Origin of the sequence: Vreelandella halophila (genome assembly GCF_009856365.1) — a bacterium.
Classification (GTDB): Bacteria; Pseudomonadota; Gammaproteobacteria; order Pseudomonadales; family Oleiphilaceae; genus Halospina; species Halospina utahensis_B.
Genome location: NZ_WMEX01000007.1, coordinates 66,643 through 87,326, shown reverse-complemented (window position 1 = coordinate 87,326; position 20,684 = coordinate 66,643). Strand labels below are relative to the sequence as shown.

General features: G+C 62.8%; 18 protein-coding genes and 1 riboswitch. Of the genes, 4 read left to right on the top strand and 14 right to left on the bottom strand.

The genetic code is table 11. The annotated features are described in order from the left end of the window. Positions 1-31 precede the first annotated feature (31 nt). Both ptsP and rppH read right to left on the bottom strand, forming a co-directional pair. Positions 32-2,341, bottom strand: a complete 2,310-nt coding sequence (gene ptsP / locus GLW01_RS12755) for a phosphoenolpyruvate--protein phosphotransferase (protein WP_151440473.1) — start codon at positions 2,339-2,341, stop codon at positions 32-34. A gap of 15 nt (positions 2,342-2,356) precedes the next feature. Next, a complete protein-coding gene (gene rppH / locus GLW01_RS12750; RefSeq protein WP_151440408.1) occupies positions 2,357-2,869 on the bottom strand; it encodes an RNA pyrophosphohydrolase in 513 nt (170 codons plus the stop codon). Positions 2,870-3,060: 191 nt separating this feature from the next. Between rppH and GLW01_RS12745 the strand changes: the two genes are divergently transcribed. Together GLW01_RS12745 and GLW01_RS12740 are read left to right on the top strand one after the other, a co-directional pair. After that, on the top strand, positions 3,061-3,720 hold the full coding sequence (locus GLW01_RS12745; protein WP_160899280.1) for an HAD family hydrolase: 660 nt from the start codon (positions 3,061-3,063) through the stop codon (positions 3,718-3,720). Between the two features lie 160 nt (positions 3,721-3,880). Then, complete coding sequence (locus GLW01_RS12740; RefSeq protein WP_160899279.1) at positions 3,881-4,756, top strand: HDOD domain-containing protein; 876 nt, start codon at positions 3,881-3,883, stop codon at positions 4,754-4,756. Here the strand turns inward: GLW01_RS12740 and GLW01_RS12735 are convergent. The 5 genes from GLW01_RS12735 to thiC form a co-directional block, all read right to left on the bottom strand. Further along, positions 4,750-5,349, bottom strand: coding sequence for a YqiA/YcfP family alpha/beta fold hydrolase (locus tag GLW01_RS12735; RefSeq protein ID WP_160899278.1), 600 nt, complete (start codon positions 5,347-5,349; stop codon positions 4,750-4,752). The two genes, GLW01_RS12740 and GLW01_RS12735, sit on opposite strands and share 7 nt — an antisense overlap. After that, complete coding sequence (gene cpdA, locus GLW01_RS12730; RefSeq protein ID WP_160899277.1) at positions 5,339-6,139, bottom strand: 3',5'-cyclic-AMP phosphodiesterase; 801 nt, start codon at positions 6,137-6,139, stop codon at positions 5,339-5,341. The genes GLW01_RS12735 and cpdA overlap by 11 nt, the downstream gene beginning before the upstream one ends. Before the next feature lie 91 nt (positions 6,140-6,230). Next, on the bottom strand, positions 6,231-6,689 hold the full coding sequence (locus GLW01_RS12725; protein WP_151440413.1) for a DUF1249 domain-containing protein: 459 nt from the start codon (positions 6,687-6,689) through the stop codon (positions 6,231-6,233). Next, positions 6,689-7,315 (bottom strand): NUDIX domain-containing protein, encoded by a 627-nt coding sequence (locus GLW01_RS12720; protein ID WP_160899276.1) that lies wholly within the window; start codon positions 7,313-7,315, stop codon positions 6,689-6,691. The genes GLW01_RS12725 and GLW01_RS12720 overlap by 1 nt, the downstream gene beginning before the upstream one ends. 16 nt (positions 7,316-7,331) lie before the next feature. Continuing rightward, positions 7,332-9,125: a phosphomethylpyrimidine synthase ThiC gene (thiC, locus tag GLW01_RS12715; protein WP_160899275.1), complete on the bottom strand. Its 1,794-nt coding sequence runs from the start codon at positions 9,123-9,125 to the stop codon at positions 7,332-7,334. A 91-nt stretch (positions 9,126-9,216) separates the two neighbouring features. Beyond that, positions 9,217-9,341, bottom strand: a riboswitch (TPP riboswitch). An 87-nt stretch (positions 9,342-9,428) separates the two neighbouring features. Here thiC and GLW01_RS12710 point away from each other — a divergent pair. Continuing rightward, positions 9,429-10,856, top strand: coding sequence for a TolC family outer membrane protein (locus GLW01_RS12710; RefSeq protein WP_160899274.1), 1,428 nt, complete (start codon positions 9,429-9,431; stop codon positions 10,854-10,856). On the opposite strand, the gene waaA is transcribed toward GLW01_RS12710, so the two are convergent. From waaA to dtd, 6 genes are all read right to left on the bottom strand, one after another. Continuing rightward, the gene (gene waaA / locus GLW01_RS12705) at positions 10,850-12,118 is read right to left on the bottom strand and encodes a lipid IV(A) 3-deoxy-D-manno-octulosonic acid transferase (protein WP_160899273.1); all 1,269 of its coding nucleotides are present in this window, start codon (positions 12,116-12,118) and stop codon (positions 10,850-10,852) included. The genes GLW01_RS12710 and waaA overlap by 7 nt on opposite strands. An 18-nt stretch (positions 12,119-12,136) precedes the next feature. Continuing rightward, positions 12,137-13,060, bottom strand: coding sequence for a branched-chain amino acid transaminase (locus tag GLW01_RS12700; RefSeq protein ID WP_151440418.1), 924 nt, complete (start codon positions 13,058-13,060; stop codon positions 12,137-12,139). A 107-nt stretch (positions 13,061-13,167) separates the two neighbouring features. Continuing rightward, positions 13,168-16,080: a bifunctional [glutamate--ammonia ligase]-adenylyl-L-tyrosine phosphorylase/[glutamate--ammonia-ligase] adenylyltransferase gene (gene glnE, locus GLW01_RS12695; RefSeq protein WP_202405715.1), complete on the bottom strand. Its 2,913-nt coding sequence runs from the start codon at positions 16,078-16,080 to the stop codon at positions 13,168-13,170. Between the two features lie 49 nt (positions 16,081-16,129). Next, the gene (locus GLW01_RS12690; RefSeq protein WP_160899272.1) at positions 16,130-17,005 is read right to left on the bottom strand and encodes a CYTH domain-containing protein; all 876 of its coding nucleotides are present in this window, start codon (positions 17,003-17,005) and stop codon (positions 16,130-16,132) included. 3 nt (positions 17,006-17,008) lie between these two features. Next, the gene (locus tag GLW01_RS12685) at positions 17,009-18,124 is read right to left on the bottom strand and encodes a porin (protein WP_160899271.1); all 1,116 of its coding nucleotides are present in this window, start codon (positions 18,122-18,124) and stop codon (positions 17,009-17,011) included. Between the two features lie 69 nt (positions 18,125-18,193). Then, complete coding sequence (gene dtd, locus GLW01_RS12680) at positions 18,194-18,652, bottom strand: D-aminoacyl-tRNA deacylase (protein WP_151440421.1); 459 nt, start codon at positions 18,650-18,652, stop codon at positions 18,194-18,196. Positions 18,653-18,913: 261 nt separating this feature from the next. Here dtd and GLW01_RS12675 point away from each other — a divergent pair, with 261 nt between their 5' ends. After that, positions 18,914-19,627, top strand: coding sequence for a TorF family putative porin (locus tag GLW01_RS12675; RefSeq protein ID WP_160899270.1), 714 nt, complete (start codon positions 18,914-18,916; stop codon positions 19,625-19,627). Between the two features lie 57 nt (positions 19,628-19,684). On the opposite strand, the gene pip is transcribed toward GLW01_RS12675, so the two are convergent. Beyond that, the gene (pip, locus tag GLW01_RS12670) at positions 19,685-20,653 is read right to left on the bottom strand and encodes a prolyl aminopeptidase (protein WP_160899269.1); all 969 of its coding nucleotides are present in this window, start codon (positions 20,651-20,653) and stop codon (positions 19,685-19,687) included. Positions 20,654-20,684: the final 31 nt, after the last annotated feature.

Genomic DNA, 20,684 nt, shown 5'->3' with positions numbered 1-20,684 from the left:
ACTAGAAACAAGGATAGCACTGAATGCCCGCTCACTCCCGGGAGGCCGCGAGTTCCCGTACCCCGGAGCCACTGCGTTCCGGCCGGATAAAACGCCCGATCCCGGCTTTGCGCAGGGCCAGTTCCACACAGCTGCGGATCACATGCGGTGAATCCAGGGTCAGCACCTCCGCCAGCAGCCCACGGGCCATATCCATGTCGATGCCACGGATCACGGACTTGATCCGCGGCAGGTTGGAGGCGTTCATGGAAAGGGCGTCGTACCCCATGGCCAGCAACAGTATGGCGCCGCCGGGGTCTCCCGCCAGCTCACCGCATATGCTGACCGGCTTGCCCACATCATGGCAGTCCTGGGCCACCTGGCACAGTGCCTGGAGCACCGCCGGGTGATAGGAGTGATAGAGGCTGGCCACGCGCGGGTTGTTGCGGTCCACCGCCAGCAGGTACTGGGTCAGGTCGTTCGACCCCACGGAGACGAAGTCGACCCGGGCCGCGATCTCCCGCACCTGGTACACGGCCGCAGGGATCTCGATCATAACCCCGACCTGAGGCATCGCCAGCTGGTAGCCCTCGTCACGCACCTCATGCCAGGCGCGATAGATCAGGTGCTGGGCCTCCTCGATCTCAGAGACATTGCTGATCATCGGCAGCATGATGCGCAGGTTGTCCAGCCCCTCACTCGCCTTGATCATGGCGCGGATCTGGACCAGGAACACCTCCGGGTGGTCCAGCGTGACCCGGATACCGCGCCACCCCAGGAAGGGGTTCTCCTCAACAATCGGAAAATAGGTCAGCGCCTTGTCACCGCCGATGTCCAGCGTGCGCATGGTGACCTCCGCCGGAGCGAAGGCCTCAAGCTGCTCGCGGTAATAGGCCTTCTGCTCCTGTTCGGAGGGGAACCGCTCATTGATCATGAACGGCACCTCGGTGCGGTACAGGCCAATGCCCTCCGCCCCGTGACTGAGTGAGCGCACCACGTCCGTGATCAGACCAGTGTTCACGAACAGCGGTATACGATGGCCATCCAGGGTCTCACACGGCTTGTCGCGCAGCTCCTCCAGCCCCTTAACCAGCTCCTGCTCTTCCTCAATGATGGACTCGAAGAAGGCTTTGAGCTCGGTGGAGGGCGAAGCGAAGATCTGGCCCTCATAGCCGTCCACAATCAGTTCCCTGCCATCCAGCTGCGCCACCGGGATGTCCACCAGCCCCATGACCGTGGGCACGCCCATGGCCCGGGCCAGGATGGCCACGTGGGAGTTGCCGGAACCGCGGACGGATACCAGGCCGGCCAGCTGGCCCTGGGGCACTTCCCCAAGCATCGCGGGCGTCAGTTCATCACTGACCAGAATCGTCCGTTCCGGGTACTCCGGTGTCTCTGACTCCCCTTCCTGGAGGTGGGAGAGCAGACGGCGCCCGAGATCACGGATATCCACGGCCCGCTCACGCAGGTAATGATCCCCCATCATCTCGAAGTGGCGGACATACTGGTTCACCACCGCCTTGAGCGACCCCGGTGCCCAGAGCCCCTCACGGATGCGGTTCTCCACCTCGCCGGGCAGCGCATGGTCGTGAAGCATGCGCAGATAGACCTCGAACAGGGCCTGCTCTTCCGGTCTCAGCTGCGGCGCAAGGCGCTCGCCTACCTGCTCCACATCGTCCCGTACCGCGGAAACGGCCGCGCGGAAGCGCTCGATCTCCGCATCCACATCCTCACAGCGCTTGTCCGGCACCGAATCCAGATCCGCCGGCGGAAACACCACCACGCCGGTCCCGATGGCCACGCCCTGAGCACCGGCGACACCGCTGAAAGCCACATCCCGGGCCTGGTCACCGCTGATCGAGATACCGCCAATGGCACCGGTCGCCTCACTGTGGGCAATGACCCCGGCAAGCTGGGCGGAGATGGTGACCAGGAAGGCTTCCTCACCCTCGTCAAAGCGGCGGCTGTTCTGGGTCTCCTGGACGACGATCACACCCAGCACGCGCCGGTGGTGGATAATGGGTACGCCAAGGAAAGAGCCGAAGCGTTCCTCACCGGTCTCCGGAAAGTAGCGGTTGCGCGGGTGCTTCTGGGCATCCTCCAGGTTAATGGGCTCCTCACGGGTCCCAACCAGCCCCACCAGGCCCTCAGAAGGCGCAATACGGACCTGGCCCACCGCGGACTTATAGAGACCCTCGGTGGCCTTGAGCACGTAACAGCCGGATTTGTCGTCGTAGAGATAGACCGAGCAGACTTCGGTGTGCATAGCGGTCTGGACACGCGCCGCTATGGTGTCCAGCGCGTCCTGCAGGTTATTGATTCCGTTCAGTTCCTGGACGATGCTTCGCAGCGTGCTGAGCATTGTGGTCATAGTCGGTCAGCTTTCCTGGCGGGCCGGCGGTTGCCCCTTTGACTGTAGCCTGAATACCCCCGGCGCCAGTTCCCTCAGCGCCCTGCGGTAGACTTCGCGTTTGAAGGACACCACCTGCCCCAGCGGGTACCAGTAACTGACCCACTGCCAGCCGTCGAATTCAGGCTTATGGCTGCGATCAACCCTCACCCGGGCGTCGGGCGAGAGCATCTCGAGAAGGAACCATTTCTGTTTCTGGCCAATGCACACCGGGCGTGAATCCCTTCGGACCATGCGCCGGGGCAGGCGGTACCTGAGCCAGCCCCGGGTGGTAGTGATGATCCGGACATCCGATGAGTCCAGGCCAACCTCCTCCATCAGTTCGCGATAGAGGGCCTGCTCCGGTGTCTCATCCTCATTGATGCCTCCCTGTGGAAACTGCCAGGCGTCCTGGCCGATGCGCCTGGCCCAGAGCAATTCCCCCCGGTGATTCGCCAGCATGATTCCGACATTCGGTCTGAATCCGTCGGAGTCAATCACGGCAACACCTCTGTTTGTTATTCATCTTCTACGTGTAAGTTAGTGTCATTTTTCCAGAATTGATAGCCCCGGAGCAAACCGCGTAGGAGCCAGCCCTGCTCGCGATTCCCAACATCCATCGCGAGCAGGGCTCGCTCCTACGGTGATTGTGATACCCTTGCGCCCCGAATTCTCCCGGAGGCCGCACTACCGTGACACTCGCCATCTTCGACCTGGACAACACCCTTCTGCACGGCGACAGCGATCATGCCTGGGGCCAGTTCCTGATCGATACCGGCGTGGTCGATGGGGAGCGCTACCGCCAGCGCAACGACCAGTTCTACCGCGATTACGAGGCCGGTCGGCTGGATATTGAGCAATACCTGGCCTTCGCCCTGGAACCACTGGCCAGCCAGAAACCTGCAATACTGCGGAAGCTGCGGGAACGATTCATGCAGGAACGGGTAGAGCCCATGATCGAACCCGCGGCCGAAGCCCTCATCAACCGTCACCGTGAGCGTGGAGAGACCCTGCTGATCATCACCGCCACTAACCGCTTCGTCACGGAACCCATCGCGGCGCGCCTGGGTATCCCCAACCTGATTGCCACCGAGCCGGAAGTGGTGGATGGCGCCTTTACCGGCCGCGTTGCCGGCACCCCCTGCTTCCGGGACGGCAAGATCACGCGGCTCGAGGAATGGCTGCTCGATCGCTCGGAAACCCTGGATGGCGCGCACTTCTACAGTGACTCGCGCAACGACCTGCCGCTGCTGGAAACCGTGCCCAACCCGGTTGCCACCAACCCGGACCCTGCCCTGCGTGACACCGCCCACCACCGCGGCTGGCCAATCCTGGATCTCCAGTCCCCGTAGGAGCGAGCCTCGCTCGCGATCCCGGCGCGATCCCGGGTAACAATCGCGAGCGAGGCTCGCTCCTACGGAGATACAGGAACGCCCTGAACAATCAGTTACAGCCTATCGCCACCATCTGGTCTAGGCTGGGGGCAGCAACCCAACAGGATGATACGCCCCTATGCCTGCGGAACTCACCGACGAACAGATCCACAACGTCCTCCAGGGCATCCGGATTCCACCACAGCCCCAGATCATGGTGGACCTCCAGATGGAGCAGGCGATGCCGGATCCGGACATCGAACAGATCGCCAAACTCATCCGGCAGGATGTCTCCCTGTCCGGAATGATGCTCAAGTTCGTCAACTCGCCCTTCCTGCAGCACAGCAACCAGATCTCATCCATTGAACAGGCAGTCGCGCTGCTCGGCCCCACCACGGTCATCAACATCATCAACGGCCTGAGCATCAAGGGCGAGATGTCGGATCAGGCGATCCGTGCCATGACCCGGTTCTGGGACACCGCCACGGACATCGCCCAGGTTTCGGCCCATGTGGCGCGCGCCATCGGCGCCAAGAACCCCGATGAATCCTATGCGATTGGACTTTTCCACAACGCCGGTATTCCACTGATGATGGAGCGCTTCCCGGACTACGACGATGTCATGATGGAGAGCTACGCGCGTGACGAACCGCGCCTGATCGACGTTGAGAACCGGATGCTGAACACCAACCATGCGGTCGTCGGCTATTACGTGGCCAAATCCTGGAACCTGCCGCGCCACCTCTGCGAGGTCATCGCCGAACACCACAACGTTCAGCAGGTCTTTGCCCAGACGGGCACCCGGGCCCAGGAACGCAAGACACTGCTGGCCACGCTCAAAATCGCTGAGCACATCTGCGGTAACTTCTCGATCCTGGGCCAGCAGGAAGAGGATTATGAATGGCAGCGCCTGGAACAGGATGTACTCATCCACACCGGCCTGACCCAGTACGACCTGGAGGAAATGGCTCAGAACTTCCGTGATATGGGGATCACGGTCCACGGCGGTTACTGAGGACTGACCCCGCGCCGCAGAAAGTCCATCATCATCGGCAGCTCCTGGCGGAACCGCGTGTAGCGGTGGTTACCACCTTCGTGCACAACCAGCTTGCTGGCGGTGAACCTTTCGGCAGCCTGCCGGTAGTCCAGTGTTTCATCGCCGGTTTCCAGAAGAACCATGAGGCGCTCAGGGTGTGACAGAACCCCCGGATCCATGGCCTTGAGCTGATGCACGTGCTCCTCCGTAACGTGGAAGCTCTCCCCGGTATAGAGGTTGGTGTGCTCGCCGAGTGACTCCTCCATCAGGCGGTAGGGATGCGCGGCGGGATTGATCAGGACCGCCGGCAGACCATAGCGCTCCGCCATCACCATCGCGAAGAACCCGCCCAGGGAGCTGCCGATCAGGCCGGGCCCGGAACCCGGCGCCTCTTCGATGAGCCCGGCGAGCTGCGCCTCCACGCCGGCAGGCGTGGTTGCCAACTGGGGAATGAACCACTGCCCCCGGTAGCCGGATTCATGCAGCCAGGCATCCAGCTCCCTTGCCTTTTCGGAAGCCGGCGCACTACGGAACCCATGAAGATAGATCAGGTCAGGGTCATCAGTAGCCAACGCTGTCGAGCTCCAGTCCGTAGTCATCATCGGCAATGCGTTCCACGCCGGAGCGGATGCGCCCGTCCGGATAGAGCGCGAGCCAGCGGTAACCCGGCGGCACGACATCAACCGCAAAGGACTCTGAATCCGGCAGAAACTGCACGCAGGTGGAGGGGCTGGCCAGCATCCGCCAGCCGCCGGTCTCCTGGTCCAGGGACTGGTGGATATGCCCCCAGAGAAGTCCCCGCACCTGCTCGTGGCGCGCCAGCACCTCGAAGAGGGCTTCGTGATCCTGCAGGCCAATGGCATTCATCCATTCGGCACCGATACGGATCGGATGGTGATGCAGGCACACCAGCGCATGATCCCCGGGGTGCTCCTTCAGGCAGGCATCCAGATACGCCAGTTCCTTCTCCCCCAGGCACCCGTGCACCTGGTCCGGCACCGAGGAGTCCAGGCAGATCAGCTGCCACCCATGGCTCCGGTAACGCCGCTCTGCCGATCGGGTTCCCCTGATGGCCCGCTCCATTGCCGGCAGCACATCGTGATTGCCCGCTGCCCAGAAGACAGGCCCCTCAAAGAAAGCGGTCTGCTCCCGGAAATAGTGATAGGAGTCGTCACTGCCATCCTGGGAGATATCGCCGGTTGCCAGAACCAGATCCGGTTGACCGTAATGGACGCGGACATGCGCCAGCACTGCCTCCAGTGTCTGGCGCGTATTGATCCCGAGCAGGCGCCCTTCCGGGTCCCCCATCAGGTGGGGGTCCGTAATCTGCAGCACATGCAGGGGCTCGGCTGAGGCGTCCATGGTGGCTATGGGCTCCCTTCGTCGCTATGCCCTTCAATATAGCGGGCTTATGCGTTATTGCCCAACGGATTTAGGGAACGTCATCACGGGTTCAGGATTCCAGGCTCCAGACCGAATCCAGGTCGGCCGCCTGCCCGAACCTGAGGCAGAAATCCAGCCAGTCCGCCAGGAACAGATTGATCTGCAGCTTCTCATCCGGAAGATGCATTCGCGCATTGGGGTAGGGATTCACAGCGCGGATGCGCCCATGCCGGAAACAGCTCATCACTTCCAGCATCCCCACATCGTGATAGGCACGCACCGTCATGCGGGGGTTATTGAGCCAGCGCCCGTTGTTCGCCACCTGTTCCAGGTACCAGGTCTCGGTGAAGCGCGCCTTCTCCAGACGGCACAGATGCACGTCTCCCAGATGCCGACCACCGTCATGCAACTGGAAGAACACATCGGAGTCCGCATCGGGCCCGAGGCGCTCAAGATGGCCCAGGCGATGGTAGTTGGCCTCGCACACCGCCGCGAAGCGGGTCAGGTCCGGCACATACCGCTGCACCATCACCCGGCCCTCCACTCATCCCGCAACCGCTCACGGTTCAGAGCCAGCCACTGCAGGGCCATGATGGCTGGTGCGTTCCAGATCCGGCCGTCACGCAGGCCCTCCATGGCGATTTCAAAGGCAAGAGGCTGCACGCGGATGTCCTCGTTCTCATGCTCAAGGCCATGGATACCACCTGCACCGGCCGCATCCACACAGCCGCCATAGAGGTGCACAAGTTCATTGGTACCGCCAGGTGAGACCAGATAGTCACAGATCTTCTCGACACGCCCCAGGGTCAGCCCCGCTTCCTCCTCGGCTTCCCTGCGGGCGGTGGTCTCACCGTCATCACCGGATTCGTTGATGCCGGCGACCACCTCCAGCAGCCAGGGCGAGGCCTCACGCCCCAGGGCGCCGGCGCGGAACTGCTCCAGAAGCACCACTTCGTCCCGCCAGGGGTCATAGGGCAGCACACAGGTGCAGTTCTCACGCCAGAAGATCTCGCGATGCATGGCAGGGCTCCAGCCGCCTCCGAAAAGGCGGTGCCGGAACCGCAGCCCACGAAGCTGGAAGAAACCCTGATAGAGCGCCTCATCGGACTCAATGGTCACGTCATCGTGGTCAAAGGTGCTGTCCAGCTCTCCCATCAGGGCCTCATCGGTCTCAGACTTCGTGGTACAGATCCCCTCCCTGTTCGCGGAACTCGGCGGACTTGTCCGCCAGCCCTTCCCGCAGCGCCGCTTCATCGTTCAGACCATGCTCCCGCGCGTAGTCACGCACCTCCTGGGAGATCTTCATGGAACAGAACTTCGGCCCGCACATGGAGCAGAAGTGCGCCACCTTCGCCGAATCCTTGGGCAGGGTCTCATCGTGATAGGCTCGGGCCCGTTCGGGATCCAGTCCGAGGTTGAACTGATCTTCCCAGCGGAACTCGAAGCGCGCCTTGGAAAGCGCGTCATCCCGCCGCTGGGCTCCGGGGTGGCCCTTGGCCAGGTCCGCCGCGTGCGCCGCAATCCGGTAGGCCATCAGCCCTTCTTTCACGTCCTCGCGGTTGGGCAGGCCCAGATGCTCCTTCGGCGTCACGTAGCAGAGCATGGCGCAACCATACCAGCCGATCATGGCAGCGCCAATCCCGGAGGTAATGTGATCATAGCCCGGCGCGATGTCGGTTGTCAGCGGCCCCAGCGTGTAGAACGGCGCCTCGTCACAGCACTCAAGCTGACGCTCCATGTTTTCCTTGATCAGGTGCATCGGCACATGACCAGGTCCCTCGATCATGCACTGGACATCATGCTCCCAGGCGATCTTCGTGAGCTCGCCCAGTGTCTCCAGCTCCGCGAACTGCGCCCGGTCGTTGGCATCGGCAATGGAGCCGGGGCGCAGCCCGTCGCCCAGGGAGAAGGCAACGTCATAGGCCTTCATGATCTCGCAGATCTCAGAGAAATGCGTATAGAGGAAGCTCTCTTCGTGCCGGGACAGGCACCACTTGGCCATGATGGACCCACCGCGCGACACGATACCCGTGGTCCGTTCCGCCGTCATGGGCACATGGTGCAGGCGCACCCCGGCATGAATGGTAAAGTAGTCCACGCCCTGTTCGGCCTGTTCGATGAGGGTATCCCGGAACAGCTCCCAAGTCAGGTCCTCGGCCGTACCATCCACCTTCTCCAGTGCCTGGTAGATGGGTACCGTGCCCACAGGCACCGGTGAGTTGCGGAGCAGCCATTCCCGGGTCTCGTGGATGTCCTTACCGGTCGACAGATCCATGATGGTATCCGCCCCCCAGCGGATCGCCCAGGTCAGCTTGCCCACCTCTTCCTCGATCGAGGAAGTCACCGCCGAGTTGCCGATGTTGGCGTTGACCTTCACCAGGAAGTTGCGCCCGATGATCATGGGCTCAGATTCCGGGTGGTTGATGTTGTTGGGGATGATGGCACGTCCACGCGCCACTTCATCACGCACGAATTCGGGATCGACGCCCTCGCGGATGGCGATGAATTCCATCTCGGGGGTGACCATGCCCTTCCGCGCGTAGTGCATCTGGCTCACGTTGCCGCCCGCGCTGGCCACCCTGGGCTTGGGCGGCCGGCCGAAGCGGAAGGCGTCCCGTCGTGGGTCACGCAGCCGCTGGCGAGTAGTTTCGGAACTGAACTCGGGCAGGCGCTGCGTATCACCCCGTTCATCGATCCAGCCGGCGCGCAAAGGCGCGAGGCCCTCACGGAGGTCGATGGCAGCAGCGGGATCCGTATAGGGGCCGGATGTATCGTAGACCCGCAACGGCTCGTTGGCTTCCGGGCCCTCGGCCGTGTCTGTGGGACTCAGCTGGATCTCGCGCATGGGCACGTTCAGATCCGGACGACTGCCCGACACGTACACTTTATGCGACGCAGGCAGTTGGTCGATGGTGGCGTCGTTGACGCGCTCGTTCTCGCTCAGGAGCTCATTGGATGGGTTCATGGTGGTTCTCCTCCGTTGGTGATCGAACGGACGGGAGAACGCAGAGGCAGACATGACGTCAGTAGTGGCAAACAAGGAGGCGGTACAGTCAGCACCCGCCTGTCTCGATCCCTACGCCGGTGCTAGCCGGATCAGGTCTGCGGGTTCTGCATTCGCAATCTCAGCCGGTCGCGGCGGCAAACGCCAACCCCGGGTCCGGCACCCCGTCAAGACAGTCCATTCGAGTCTAGAGATTGCCCCGGAACTTGTCCATAATGGTGACCGCCGGTCACGGCCATCCTTGATCAACGCTTGAGGGATCCAATGAAAGCGCGCGCTCTTCCCGCACTGATTGCGGCCCTGCTGCTCCCCGTTACCCAGGCTCACGGCGAGGGTCTGATGGACGTCTACCGCAAGGCCCTTTCCTATGATTCAGAACTGGCGGCGGCCAGGGCAGCCCGACAAGCCCGTGAGGCAGCTGTGGCTGAGTCCAGAGCTCCGCTTCTGCCCCAGCTGGACGCCTTCGGAGAATCCACCTATACCGAGCTCAACACTGTGGATGGCCACGTCACCAACCATGAGTATGGCCTCCAGCTCAGCCAGCCCCTGTTCCGGGCCAACGCCTGGTATGGTTTCCAGGCCAGCCAGAAGCAGAGCAAGGTTGCGGCGGCGGAACTCTCCCGCGCTGAACAGGGGCTGATGCTGAAAGTAGCGGAACAGTACTTCAATGTGCTGCGCGCCAAAGACGAACTGGACACCGCCCAGGCTCAGGAAGCGGCCCTGCGGCGCCAGTGGGAGCAAGCGAAAGAGCGCTATGACGTGGGGCTGGTAGCCACCACTGAAGTGGAGGAAGCTCGCGCAGGCTACGACGCAAGCCGCTCGCAGCGGATCGCTGCCCAGAGCCAGCTGGACATCGAACGCGAGAGCCTTGCGCGACTGACCGGCCAGTTCCCGGAGACCCTCGAACGGCTGGAAACCGACTTCCCGATCAGCAGCCCGGAACCGGCCAACCCCAAGGCCTGGGCCCAGACCGCACTGGAGCAGAACTGGGAGCTGAAGGCACAACAGCTTACCGTGGACGCCACCCGCGAGCAGCTCAGCGCAGCACGCTCCGAGCACCTGCCCACACTGGACCTGTTCGCCCGGGTCCAGCGTCAGCACCAGGATAATGACTTTGACCTCCCGGCCACGGGGGCGCCGGGGGCACCCATACCGACCAATCCGATGGACGAGTATCCGCGCACCGATACCACCATCGGACTGTCTCTGAACATTCCTCTTTATAGTGGTGGCGGCACCCAGGCCGGTGTCCGGCGGGTTCGGGCGGAAAGCGAGCAGGCCCAACGCAACCTGGACACGGTGCGCCGCAATGTCCGCCTTGACGCCCGTTCCCTGTTCCGCCGGATCACCACCAACATCCAGACCATCAATGCCCAGCGCCAGACCATTGTTTCAAGGCGCAGCGCGCTGGACGCCACGCGTGCCGGCTACGAGGTGGGTACAAGGAACATCGTTGAAGTACTGGATGCTGAGCAGAACTACTACGTTGCTCTGAGGGACTACGCCAATGCCCGCTACGACTACGTGCTCAACACACTGCGCCTGAAGCAGGTAGCCGGAACGCTGAGCCCCCAGGATCTGCAAGGCCTTGACCGCTGGCTGAGCGCTACAGCTCCGGGCATTGAACGTCTGGCAAGGCAGGTAACCCGCGAGGAACGGCAGGACAACGGGGACCAGACCCCGGATCAGTAATCGGGCAGCCGCCTGAGGACACCCTCCACCAGGCGCGCCACCGCGCCCTGGTTGGCATCCACCACGGCCCGGCCACGCTGGCCCAGCGCCTCCCGTTCCGACGCTGCCCCCACAAGCTCCTCCAGCACCGCGGCCAGCGCATCGGTGCCATCCACAAACCGCACGGCCTGCTCGTCCGCAAGGCGCTCAAACACACTGACGAAGTTGAACACATTCGGCCCGGTCAGCACCGGCAGCGACCAGGCCGCCGCCTCCAACGGGTTGTGCCCGCCACGCTCAATGAGCGACCCGCCGATAAAGGCGATATCCGCACACCCGAAGAGCATCAGGAGCTCACCCATGGTGTCCGCAAGGTAAACCTGAGCAGAGGCGGGATCGTCAGCCGCTGTCCGACGCGCCAGGGTCAGGCCCTGCTGCTCAGTGAGCCGTGCCACTGCATCAAAGCGCTCGGGGTGGCGTGGCACCAGCACCAGCAGTGCCCGCGGGTAACGTTCCAGCAGGCGGCGATGCGCGGCCAGGACAGGCTCATCCTCGCCGTCATGGGTACTGGCGGCGATCCATACGGGCCGCCCTTCTCCGAAACTCTCCCTGAGTGCGGCCGCCTCATCGCGCACCGCTTCCGGAATCCGCAGGTCATACTTGATCGAGCCTGTTACCGAAAGCTGTTGCGAGCGCACGCCCATGGCGCGGAAACGTTGCGCGTCCGCATCCGACTGGGCGGCAATCCAGTCAAGGGAACGGAAAGCCGGCAGCGTCAGCGGTGCCACACGGGCATACCCCGAGGCGGATTTCTCCGAGAGCCGGGCATTCGCAAGGATCACCGGAATCCCCCTGCGGGCACAGGCATTCACCAGGTTGGGCCATACTTCGGTTTCCATGATGACCAGTCCCGACGGCTTCACGCGCCGGATGAAGGCATTCACCATCCAGGGAAGGTCAAGTGGAATATAGGCGTGCATCACCTGATCCCCGAAGGCGGCACGAACCCTCTCGGCGCCTGTGGGTGTCATGGTGGTGACCAGTATCTGTCGGTCCGGCGCCTGTTCACGGAGGGCCCTGACCATGGGAGCAGCCGCGATCACCTCGCCTACGGATGCGGCGTGGATCCAGAGGATGCCGGCATTTTCGGGAACCGGCCCGTAACCCAGCCGCTCCGGCCAGCGCTCGCGGTACCGTCTGTCCTTAAGACCCCGGTACCACAGGAACGCCAGAATGCCGGGTAGCAGCAGCGTCAGCAGAAGTGAATAGAGCCAGCGTGCCATATGCAGGCGTTCCCGGGCTCAGGTGGCGACGGTCAGCCAGTCCCTGTTCCGCTCCCGGCGCCCTTCCACGGCGTCAAAGTACATCTGCTGGAACTGCTCGGTAATGGGGCCACGGCTGCCTTTGCCAATGGTGCGGTTGTCCAGCTCGCGGATGGGCAGCACCTCGGCAGCCGTGCCGGTAAAGAACGCTTCGTCCGCGATGTAGATCTCGTCGCGGGTGATCCGACGCTCTCTCACGGGGATGTCCAGTTCACGGGCGAATTCGAGAATGCTCCGCCGGGTGATGCCATCCAGGCAGGAAGTCAGCTCCGGCGTATGCAGTTCGCCATTGCGGACGATGAACAGGTTCTCTCCAGTCCCCTCCGCAACGTAACCTTCGTTGTCCAGCAGCAGGGCTTCATCATAGCCGCAGCTCATGGCCTCATTGAGCGCCAGCATGGAGTTGATGTAGTTGCCATTGGCCTTGGCCTTGCACATGGTGATGTTCACGTGATGACGCGTGTAGGACGAGGTGCGGATACGGATGCCCTGTTCCCGTGCTTCCGGCGCCATGTACGAGGGCCACTCCCAGGCGGCGATCATGACGTGCACCTGGAGATTGTCCGCACGCAGCCCCATGCCCTCGGACCCCAGGAAAACCATGGGCCGGATGTAGGCAGAGGCCAGACCGTTCTCACGGATCACCAGACGCTGGGCGTCGTTGAGGGTCTCCTGATCGTAAGGCATCTTCATGTTGAGGATGTGCGCGGAGTTGAACAGGCGCTGGGTGTGGTCCTGGAGACGGAAGATCGCCGGTCCCTCATCCGTGCTGTAGGCACGCACCCCCTCAAAGCAGCCCATGCCGTAGTGAAGGGTATGGGTCAGCACATGCACTTTGGCATCACGCCAGGGCACCAGTTCCCCGTCAAGCCAGATAAGACCATCACGATCCGCCATCGACATTGCCGCCAACTCCTCTCGTCTGTATTTTCGGCCAGAGCATCAAACCCGGGATTCTAGCAGGAAACGGGCCCTCCATGAGAACCGGAGAGCGCACGGACGGACAGCCCCTAAACGGCAGGAGGATGCATCAGGGTCTGCCAGCACTCCATGACGTAGCGCCTCTCCGCCTCGAACTGGTCCGCCGAAACCTCGCTGTTGAGGCGCTGCAGCGCACGCCGGTGCACAGTCGAGCGCATGGTGATGAACACATCCCGCAGACGCTCAGCCATGGCAGTATCCAGAACACCGGCCTCGCCAAGGGATTCCATCTGGCGGATGTTGTCCGACTGGTGGGTGATGGCCGGGTACCGGTGAGCCCAGGCCAGGATGAGGTACTGGACCATGAACTCGATGTCGATGATCCCTCCCGGATCCTGCTTGACGTGGAATATGCCGGGATCCCCGGAGGCATGGGCATCACGCATGCGCTGGCGCATGGCAACCACCTCCTGGCGCAGAGCCTCGGGGTCGCGCTCATTTGCCAGGATATCATGGCGGATCCGCGCAAACCCTTCGCCGGAAACCTGGCTCCCGGCCACCCAGCGCGCCCGGACCAGGGCCTGATGCTCCCAGGTCCAGGCATCGCGCTCCTGGTAGGTACGGAACGCATCCAGCGTGGAGACCAGCAACCCTGAGTTGCCCGAGGGCCGCAGCCGCATATCCACTTCGTAGAGCTGGCCGGAGGGTGTCTGCGCCTGGAGGATGTGCACCACCCGTTGACCGAGGCGCGCATAGAAGACCGCGTTATCAATGGATTTATCGCCATCGGTCACATTCTGCGGATCACTGTCGTGCACGAACACCAGGTCCAGATCCGAGGTGTAGCCCAGCTCGATACCGCCGAACTTGCCATAGCCGATGATCGCGAAGTCCATCTCAATGGGCTCCCCCTGATCATCCGTGGGCGTGCCGTAGCGCTGGGTCAGGTGGTGCCAGGCCAGCACCACCACATGCTCCAGAACGGCCTCGGCAATCCAGGTCAGATAGTCGCTGACCTTCATCAACGGCAGTGTGCCACGGATCTCGGAGGCGGCCACGCGCAGCACATGGGCCTTCCGGAAGTGGCGCAGCGCCTCCATCTGTTCTTCCAGGTCGTCCAGCGGAATCCGCAGCATCTGCTGGTTCAGGTCCGCCTGCAGCTGATCACGGTCCGGCGGCGTATAGAGGCTTTCAGCGTTGAGCAGTTCATCCAGCAGCAGCGGCGTCTCCGCCAGCTGGTCCGCAATCCAGGGGCTGGCCGCGCACAGGCGTACCAGTTCCCGCAATGCCCCCGGATTCTCCGTGAGCAGCAGCAGATAGGCGCTGCGGCGCAGAACCGCTTCCACCAGCGGAAGCACACGCTCCAAAGTGGCGGACGGGGCGTCCTCCTCCGCCAGTGCAGCCAGAAGCCGTGGCAGGAAGCGGTCCAGGCGACGCCGTCCCTCACTCTGGAGAGTGGTGACAACCCGGCCTTCCCGCAGGGATTTCAGCCGTTCCAGTGACTCAGTGGCCGACTCGAACCCGGCCCTTTCCAGCCACTGGCTGGCCGTCTCCTCCCCCAGCGAACCGGCCCAGATCTCTTCCCAGCCATCCTGGCCACCATCATCCTCTCCCTCGTCCTCTTCCAGAGCGATGATGTCCGCGAAATGCGCGTTGACCCGTTCCCGGTGTGCCTGCAGTTCACCGGCAAGGCTGTCCCAGTCCCCGTACCCCATGATCAGCGCCACCCGTGCCCGGCCCGCCGCATCCGAAGGCAGAGTCTGGGTCTGCTGGTCGGCAATGCCCTGGAGGGCGTGCTCGGTATCCCGGAGCAGGACATAGGCGCTGTCCAGATCCGCAACCACCTCATCCGGCAACAGCTCCATACTCCCAAGGGCAGACAGCACTTCGCGGAGACGGCGCTCCTGGAGGACCGGCTCACGGCCACCGCGGATCAGCTGGAACGCCTGGGCCACAAACTCAATCTCCCGGATGCCACCGGCTCCCAGCTTGATGTTGCTCTCCAGTGAGCGCCGGCGAACCTCGCGCTGGATGAGCTTTTTCATCTCCCGCAGCGACTCGAAGGCGGAGAAATCAATGTAGCGCCGGTAGATGAACGGGTGCAGCAGCTGCTGAAGGTGGCTGGCATGCTCCCTGGGCCCACTGACCACCCGTGCCTTGATCAGCGCATAGCGTTCCCATTCCCGGCCCTGGTTCTGGTAGTACGTCTCCAGGGCACCAAAGCTCATGGCCAGGGGGCCACTCTCGCCGTTCGGGCGCAGCCGCATGTCCACACGGAAGACGAAACCGTCGGCGGTGGGCTGATCCAGCGCGCGGATCAGCCTCTGACCCAGGCGGCTGAAAAAGACCTGATTGTCGACACTGCGCCGTGCGCCTTCGGTTTCGCCACTGCTCGGGTAGGCGAAGATCAGATCGATGTCCGAGGAGAGATTGAGTTCCCCGGCACCCAGCTTACCCATGCCGATCACCAGCAGGGGCTGGGCGACGTGCTCCCCTGTAACCGGATCCGCGCCCATGGGGGTGCCCCACTCGCGGCAGGCATCCGCGTAGAGCCATGAAACCGCGCCATCGATACAGGCGTCGGCCAGCTCGGTCATGGCGCCCATGGTTTCCTCGAGATCCGCTTCGCCCAGCAGATCGCGCCATACGATCCGGAACATCCAGCGTCGCCGGAAGGTCCGCAGGGCCTTCTGGAGTTCCGCCTCCGCCTGGATATGCGGCTGCTGCGCCTGCCAGTCCTCCCGGATCTCACCCGGGCACCAGGGGCGCGTCAGCAGCTCTGACTCGAACAGCGGCTCCAGCACATCGGGGTGGCGCCGCAACTGCTCGAACAGGAAGTCACTGCGGGCAATGGCCTGGATGATGCCCTCGCGATGGGCCTCGAAATGCGCCTGGCTCGCGGCGGATTCCACATCCATGAGACTGCGCCAGCCTTCAGCCGCCTTCTCCCGGAGGGCGTCAGGCAACGGTGCCAGTTTCCCGTCATCCAGAGGGTCCATCATGGTGGTTACCTTCCTGTCGGTGTGCCATCAGCTCGCCGGTTGATGCCGTTCAGACAAGCAGTGCCAGCTGCAGCGGCGCCAGCCCGCGCATGGTGGTCAGGGCCTCGCGGGGCGACATGCATTGTGCCGCAGCGGATTCGAGCTCCGCTGTGACCTGAGTGTAGGCCTCCCCGGCCCCGGCTGCCTCTGCAGAACCGGACAGTTGTCGATGCAACTGAAGAAAATGCTCCCAGCCAGCCGGATCATCCCCCAGCCAGAAGCGGCACAGGGCATCCAGCCACACCTGGGGACTGGCCCCGGACCCAGCCTCTCCCGATGCGCCCACCCCGGCCAGATGATAGCCCTGCTCAGCCTTGCTGATGCTGTTGAGCAGTGCCGGCACGCTCGCTGTCAGCGCGGTTGCAACCCGCGAGAGAATGCCGGCATCGCCCTCCACCAGTTCCAGCTCGAGTTCACAGAGCGGCTGCTCCTGCCCGCTGGCACGGATCACTCCATTGTCCAGCGCGCATTCGATGCGTGCCCACTGCCCCTGCTCGGACCAGTCAAGCATAAGGACGCGACGCTGGAAGTCCGTGTCAAAGACGGGTGCCAGGTGGCTCAGGGCCGGGTGATCCGCCATGGGGGTGTCAGCCATAAGCGCCAGGTCCAGGGAAGCTTCCGGTCTTTCCCACTCCCATTCCTGGCGCGCCAAGGCCGCCCCCTGGAGGTGACCGCGGGTTTTCAGGGTCTGGATGTAGCCACTCCCGGTGGCGCGCACGCGCAGAGCCACCCGTTCCGCGTTCAGGGCTCCCTCCGGGGTGTCATAGTAACGGTTGAGGAGCGTCAGGGGCTCGCCCTGCTCCACGGCGCCCCTGGTACTCAGCCAGCCCCCGGCCCGGTCAAGGTTGGCGGGGGTCATGCTGAGTTTGAGCTCGGTCTCGCTCATGGATCAGAACCGGTAACGGGCGCCGACCATCAGATCGAATCGGTCCGGCGTCTGCTCATTCGAACTGGCTTTGTAGCCTTCCACGTACACCGCCATGGACTCGGTCAGATCGTGCATGACCTGGGCCGTGTAGGCGTTGGTGGTTTCGCTATCCAGGTCACCACCGGAAACCTGCTGTGCAAGTTCATCACGCTCCCTTTCCCAGGAAACCGAGAACCGGTTGGGGCCGATGCGGTAGCTGGTCAGCAGGGCCGCCACGCTGGCGATGTCCTTGCGGTGCTGATACTGGGCGGTGAAGTGCCAGCGTTCACCCTCATAGGTCATGCGGCCGCCGTAGGTATTCTCGTTGCCTGCCTGAAGCCGTTCCCGTTCGGAGGGGTTTGCCCCGAGCACGTCGCCGCCGTCATTGGAATCCATACCCAGCGCCCATTCCCAGTTGCCAGGGGTATAGCTCAGTACGGCCTGATAGGGACGGCTTTCCTTCTCCTGGTCGTTTCCGACTTCGGGACTACCATCCTCGTTCAGCTGAACCGCGGTATGCAGCCGGAGGTCGCCCCAGGAGGGTGTGGTGTACTGCACCAGACGGTCACGGCCCGTGGTGTAGGGGCCCAGCGGATGGCGCCTTGTATCACGCCCACCGTCCTCATGGCGGAATTCGCCTTCAAAGAAATTGGCAACGTGGTCGAGCTGCTGTTCATACACGGTATCGTCCACGCCACCCCAGATGCGGCCAAAGTCACCCTCAAGGCCGATGTAGGCGTACTCGACATGCTCATCGAACATCCGGTTCCGGTCTTCATCGGCGCGGGTGGGAATAGAGCGCCACTCAGCACGGAAGAAACCCTCGGTACCCGGCATGAGTTCGGTGCGGTTGCGCAGGCCGATCCAGGAGTTGCTGTCGCGGAAGGCGGTTTCGCTGCCGCGAGCACCATCCGTATCGCGGTGCTCCATCACCAGCCCAAGCTGGCCGTAGATCTCCGGCATCATGTCCAGCCGGTGCGTCAGTGCGTCCACCTCCGCCAGTGTCAGTTCACTGTCGCCGCTGCGGCCCGAATCCTGGGCCTGCACGCCACCAGCCGCCAGCGCGGCCAGTGCCAGAACAATTCCTTTCCGCTTCATGGAACCCCCTAGTGTTATCAGAGCCGGCAGAATACCACTGAGGCCCCACCGGCTAAAGAAACCTCAACGCTACACGCTCAACAGAAACGTTACCGGCCCGTCATTGACCAGCTGTACCTGCATGTCCGCACCAAACCGGCCGGTGGCCAGATGCCCGATCCCGGGCGGTGCCACGTCCACCTCCTGGCGGGCTGCCTCCACAAACGCATTGAACCAGTGTTCGCCGCGCTCGGGCCGGGCCGCGGACGAAAAGGAGGGCCGGCTGCCCTTGCTGGTATCCGCCGCCAGAGTGAACTGGGGCACCACCAGCAGGTCACCGCCGCAATCGCGTAGGCTCCGGTTCATACGCCCCTGTTCATCAGGAAACACACGGTACTCAAGCACGCGCTCCAGCATCCGTTTCTGCTCGGCCGCCCCATCCGTTTTCTGAACCCCAAGAAACAGGAGCAGACCATAACCGACCTCTCCCACGACCTCTCCGTCGATACTGACGCTGGCGCTGCTGACACGCTGTATAAGCCCTTTCAAACAACCTCCTCCTGTCCAGATAACAGCAGCCACTCATGGTGCCAGAAAGCGCCCTGCAATGACGCATACCAGTGTGCACCTGCACCAAAACAGCCCCCAAGGCCAGCCCACAAAGCGCCTCCACCCTCCTGACAACCGCCCTTAACCATTTTTAGATACTGATTTTAAAGGACTTTTTAGAAAAAGGCACAGCGGCTGCTGTGGTAGGGACAAGTTGCACTGCAACGGAATTAATCAAAACAGCCAACGGAGGCTATTATCATGCAGACTCAACGTACCCGTCTTTTCAGCTGCATCGCTGCCGGATTCATGGGCGCTGGCGCAATGTTCGCCGCGTCACCCGCCGCCGCGTTCGATCCCAGCCTGAGCGCCAGCGTCGGCATTTCCAACATGTATCTGTTCCGCGGCGTCGACCTCAGTACCGGCGGTAACGCGCACGTTTCCGGCAGCCTCGATTTCGACAGCGGCGTCGGGCTCTATACCGGTGTATGGGCCGCCAGCGGCGACTCGAATCTGGGTCAGGAATACGATCTGTATGCGGGTTATGCCACAGACATTACCGATGACGTATCGGTGGATGTTGGTGCCATCAACTACATCTACCCCAGCCAGGACAAGTCCACCTCCCCGGACCTCGTCGGTGACTTCTCCGAAGTCTATCTGAATGTCGAAGCCTATGGCGCAAGCCTTGGCTACGTGGATACAGTGGCTGGCCTGCCGGGTTACAGCTATATCACCGCCGGCTACGGCTACGACGCATTCAGTGCCACCGTTGGACATCACAGCTTTGACGATGCAGCTCAGGGCAACAGTTACGGCGGATTCGGAGAAGACATGACGCACCTGGACCTCTCGTTCCAGTTCAACGATGAACTCTCCTTCACCACCAGCACAATTGTTGATGTAGACAATGACGACGACACTCGCCGCAGTACGCTGATCCAAGCTGTCTACAGCAAGTCCTTCAGCCTTTAACCCAACCCAACCGGCTCGTTCCATCCCATGGCGAGCCGGTCTGACGATTAGCCCCCCTTATAGGAAGCCGAAATCCGGCCCGAAGCGATCACTCATAGCTTCGGTTGCCCGGATCAGTGCATCGACGATAGCGGGCTCCGAGGCCGCATGTCCGGCGTCACGGATAATGGAAAGATCCGCTTCCGGCCAGGCATCGTGCAGCGTGACAGCGTTCTCCAGCGGGCAGACCATGTCGTAGCGACCGTGAACCATACGGGCCGGTTTATCGCGGATGGCATCCAGGTTGTCCAGGATCCGGTTTTCCTCGATGAAACCGCCGTTGAGGAAGTAGTGACACTCGATACGGGCGAGGGAGAGCGCCAGATGCGCGTGCCCGAAACGCTCCACCGCTGCCGGGTTCGGGTGCAGGGTGGCACAGCGCCCCTCCCAGATCGCCCAGGTGCGGGCGGCCTGCAGGCGCTCCAGCTCGTTGTCGCTGTGCAGCAGCCGGTGGTAGGCACGGATCAGGTCATCCCGCTCACTCTCCGGGATAAGGGCGATGAAATCCTCCCAGTAATCCGGAAAGATCCGGCTGGCCCCGTCCTGCAGGAACCAGCTGATATCGCGCTCGCGGCAGAGAAAGATACCCCGAAGGATCAGCCCCAGAACCCGCTCCGGGTGGGATTGGGCGTACAACAGACTGAGCGTGGACCCCCATGAACCGCCAAACAGAAGCCACTGCTCAATGCCGAAGAACGCGCGGATGCGCTCCATGTCCTCAAGCAGATGGGCGGTGGTATTGTTCTCTACGGACGCAAACGGGGTGGAGCGGCCGGAACCGCGCTGATCGAAGAGGATGATGCGGTAGCGCTCCGCATCAAAGAAACGGCGGGCAGTGCCATCACTGCCCGCACCCGGACCGCCGTGAACCACGAGCACCGGGATCCCGTCGGGATGCCCGGACTCCTCCAGGTAGAGACTGTGGCCATCCCCCACGTCCAGGCGATGGGTGGCGTAGGGGGCGATTTCCGGGTAAAGGGTCAGCATGCCCCAAGTCTAGGCGCCCGGGGCAGGCTCA

Excerpts from the sequence above, each read along its gene's own strand:
- ptsP (WP_151440473.1), bottom strand. The coding sequence starts at position 2,341 with ATGCTCAGCACGCTGCGAAGCATCGTCCAGGAACTGAACGGAATCAAT.
- GLW01_RS12740 (WP_160899279.1), top strand. The coding sequence starts at position 3,881 with ATGCCTGCGGAACTCACCGACGAACAGATCCACAACGTCCTCCAGGGC.
- cpdA (WP_160899277.1), bottom strand. The coding sequence starts at position 6,139 with ATGGACGCCTCAGCCGAGCCCCTGCATGTGCTGCAGATTACGGACCCC.
- GLW01_RS12725 (WP_151440413.1), bottom strand. The coding sequence starts at position 6,689 with ATGGTGCAGCGGTATGTGCCGGACCTGACCCGCTTCGCGGCGGTGTGC.
- GLW01_RS12720 (WP_160899276.1), bottom strand. The coding sequence starts at position 7,315 with ATGGGAGAGCTGGACAGCACCTTTGACCACGATGACGTGACCATTGAG.
- thiC (WP_160899275.1), bottom strand. The coding sequence starts at position 9,125 with ATGAACCCATCCAATGAGCTCCTGAGCGAGAACGAGCGCGTCAACGAC.
- GLW01_RS12710 (WP_160899274.1), top strand. The coding sequence starts at position 9,429 with ATGAAAGCGCGCGCTCTTCCCGCACTGATTGCGGCCCTGCTGCTCCCC.
- waaA (WP_160899273.1), bottom strand. The coding sequence starts at position 12,118 with ATGGCACGCTGGCTCTATTCACTTCTGCTGACGCTGCTGCTACCCGGC.
- GLW01_RS12700 (WP_151440418.1), bottom strand. The coding sequence starts at position 13,060 with ATGTCGATGGCGGATCGTGATGGTCTTATCTGGCTTGACGGGGAACTG.
- glnE (WP_202405715.1), bottom strand. The coding sequence starts at position 16,080 with ATGATGGACCCTCTGGATGACGGGAAACTGGCACCGTTGCCTGACGCC.
- GLW01_RS12690 (WP_160899272.1), bottom strand. The coding sequence starts at position 17,005 with ATGAGCGAGACCGAGCTCAAACTCAGCATGACCCCCGCCAACCTTGAC.
- GLW01_RS12685 (WP_160899271.1), bottom strand. The coding sequence starts at position 18,124 with ATGAAGCGGAAAGGAATTGTTCTGGCACTGGCCGCGCTGGCGGCTGGT.
- GLW01_RS12675 (WP_160899270.1), top strand. The coding sequence starts at position 18,914 with ATGCAGACTCAACGTACCCGTCTTTTCAGCTGCATCGCTGCCGGATTC.
- pip (WP_160899269.1), bottom strand. The coding sequence starts at position 20,653 with ATGCTGACCCTTTACCCGGAAATCGCCCCCTACGCCACCCATCGCCTG.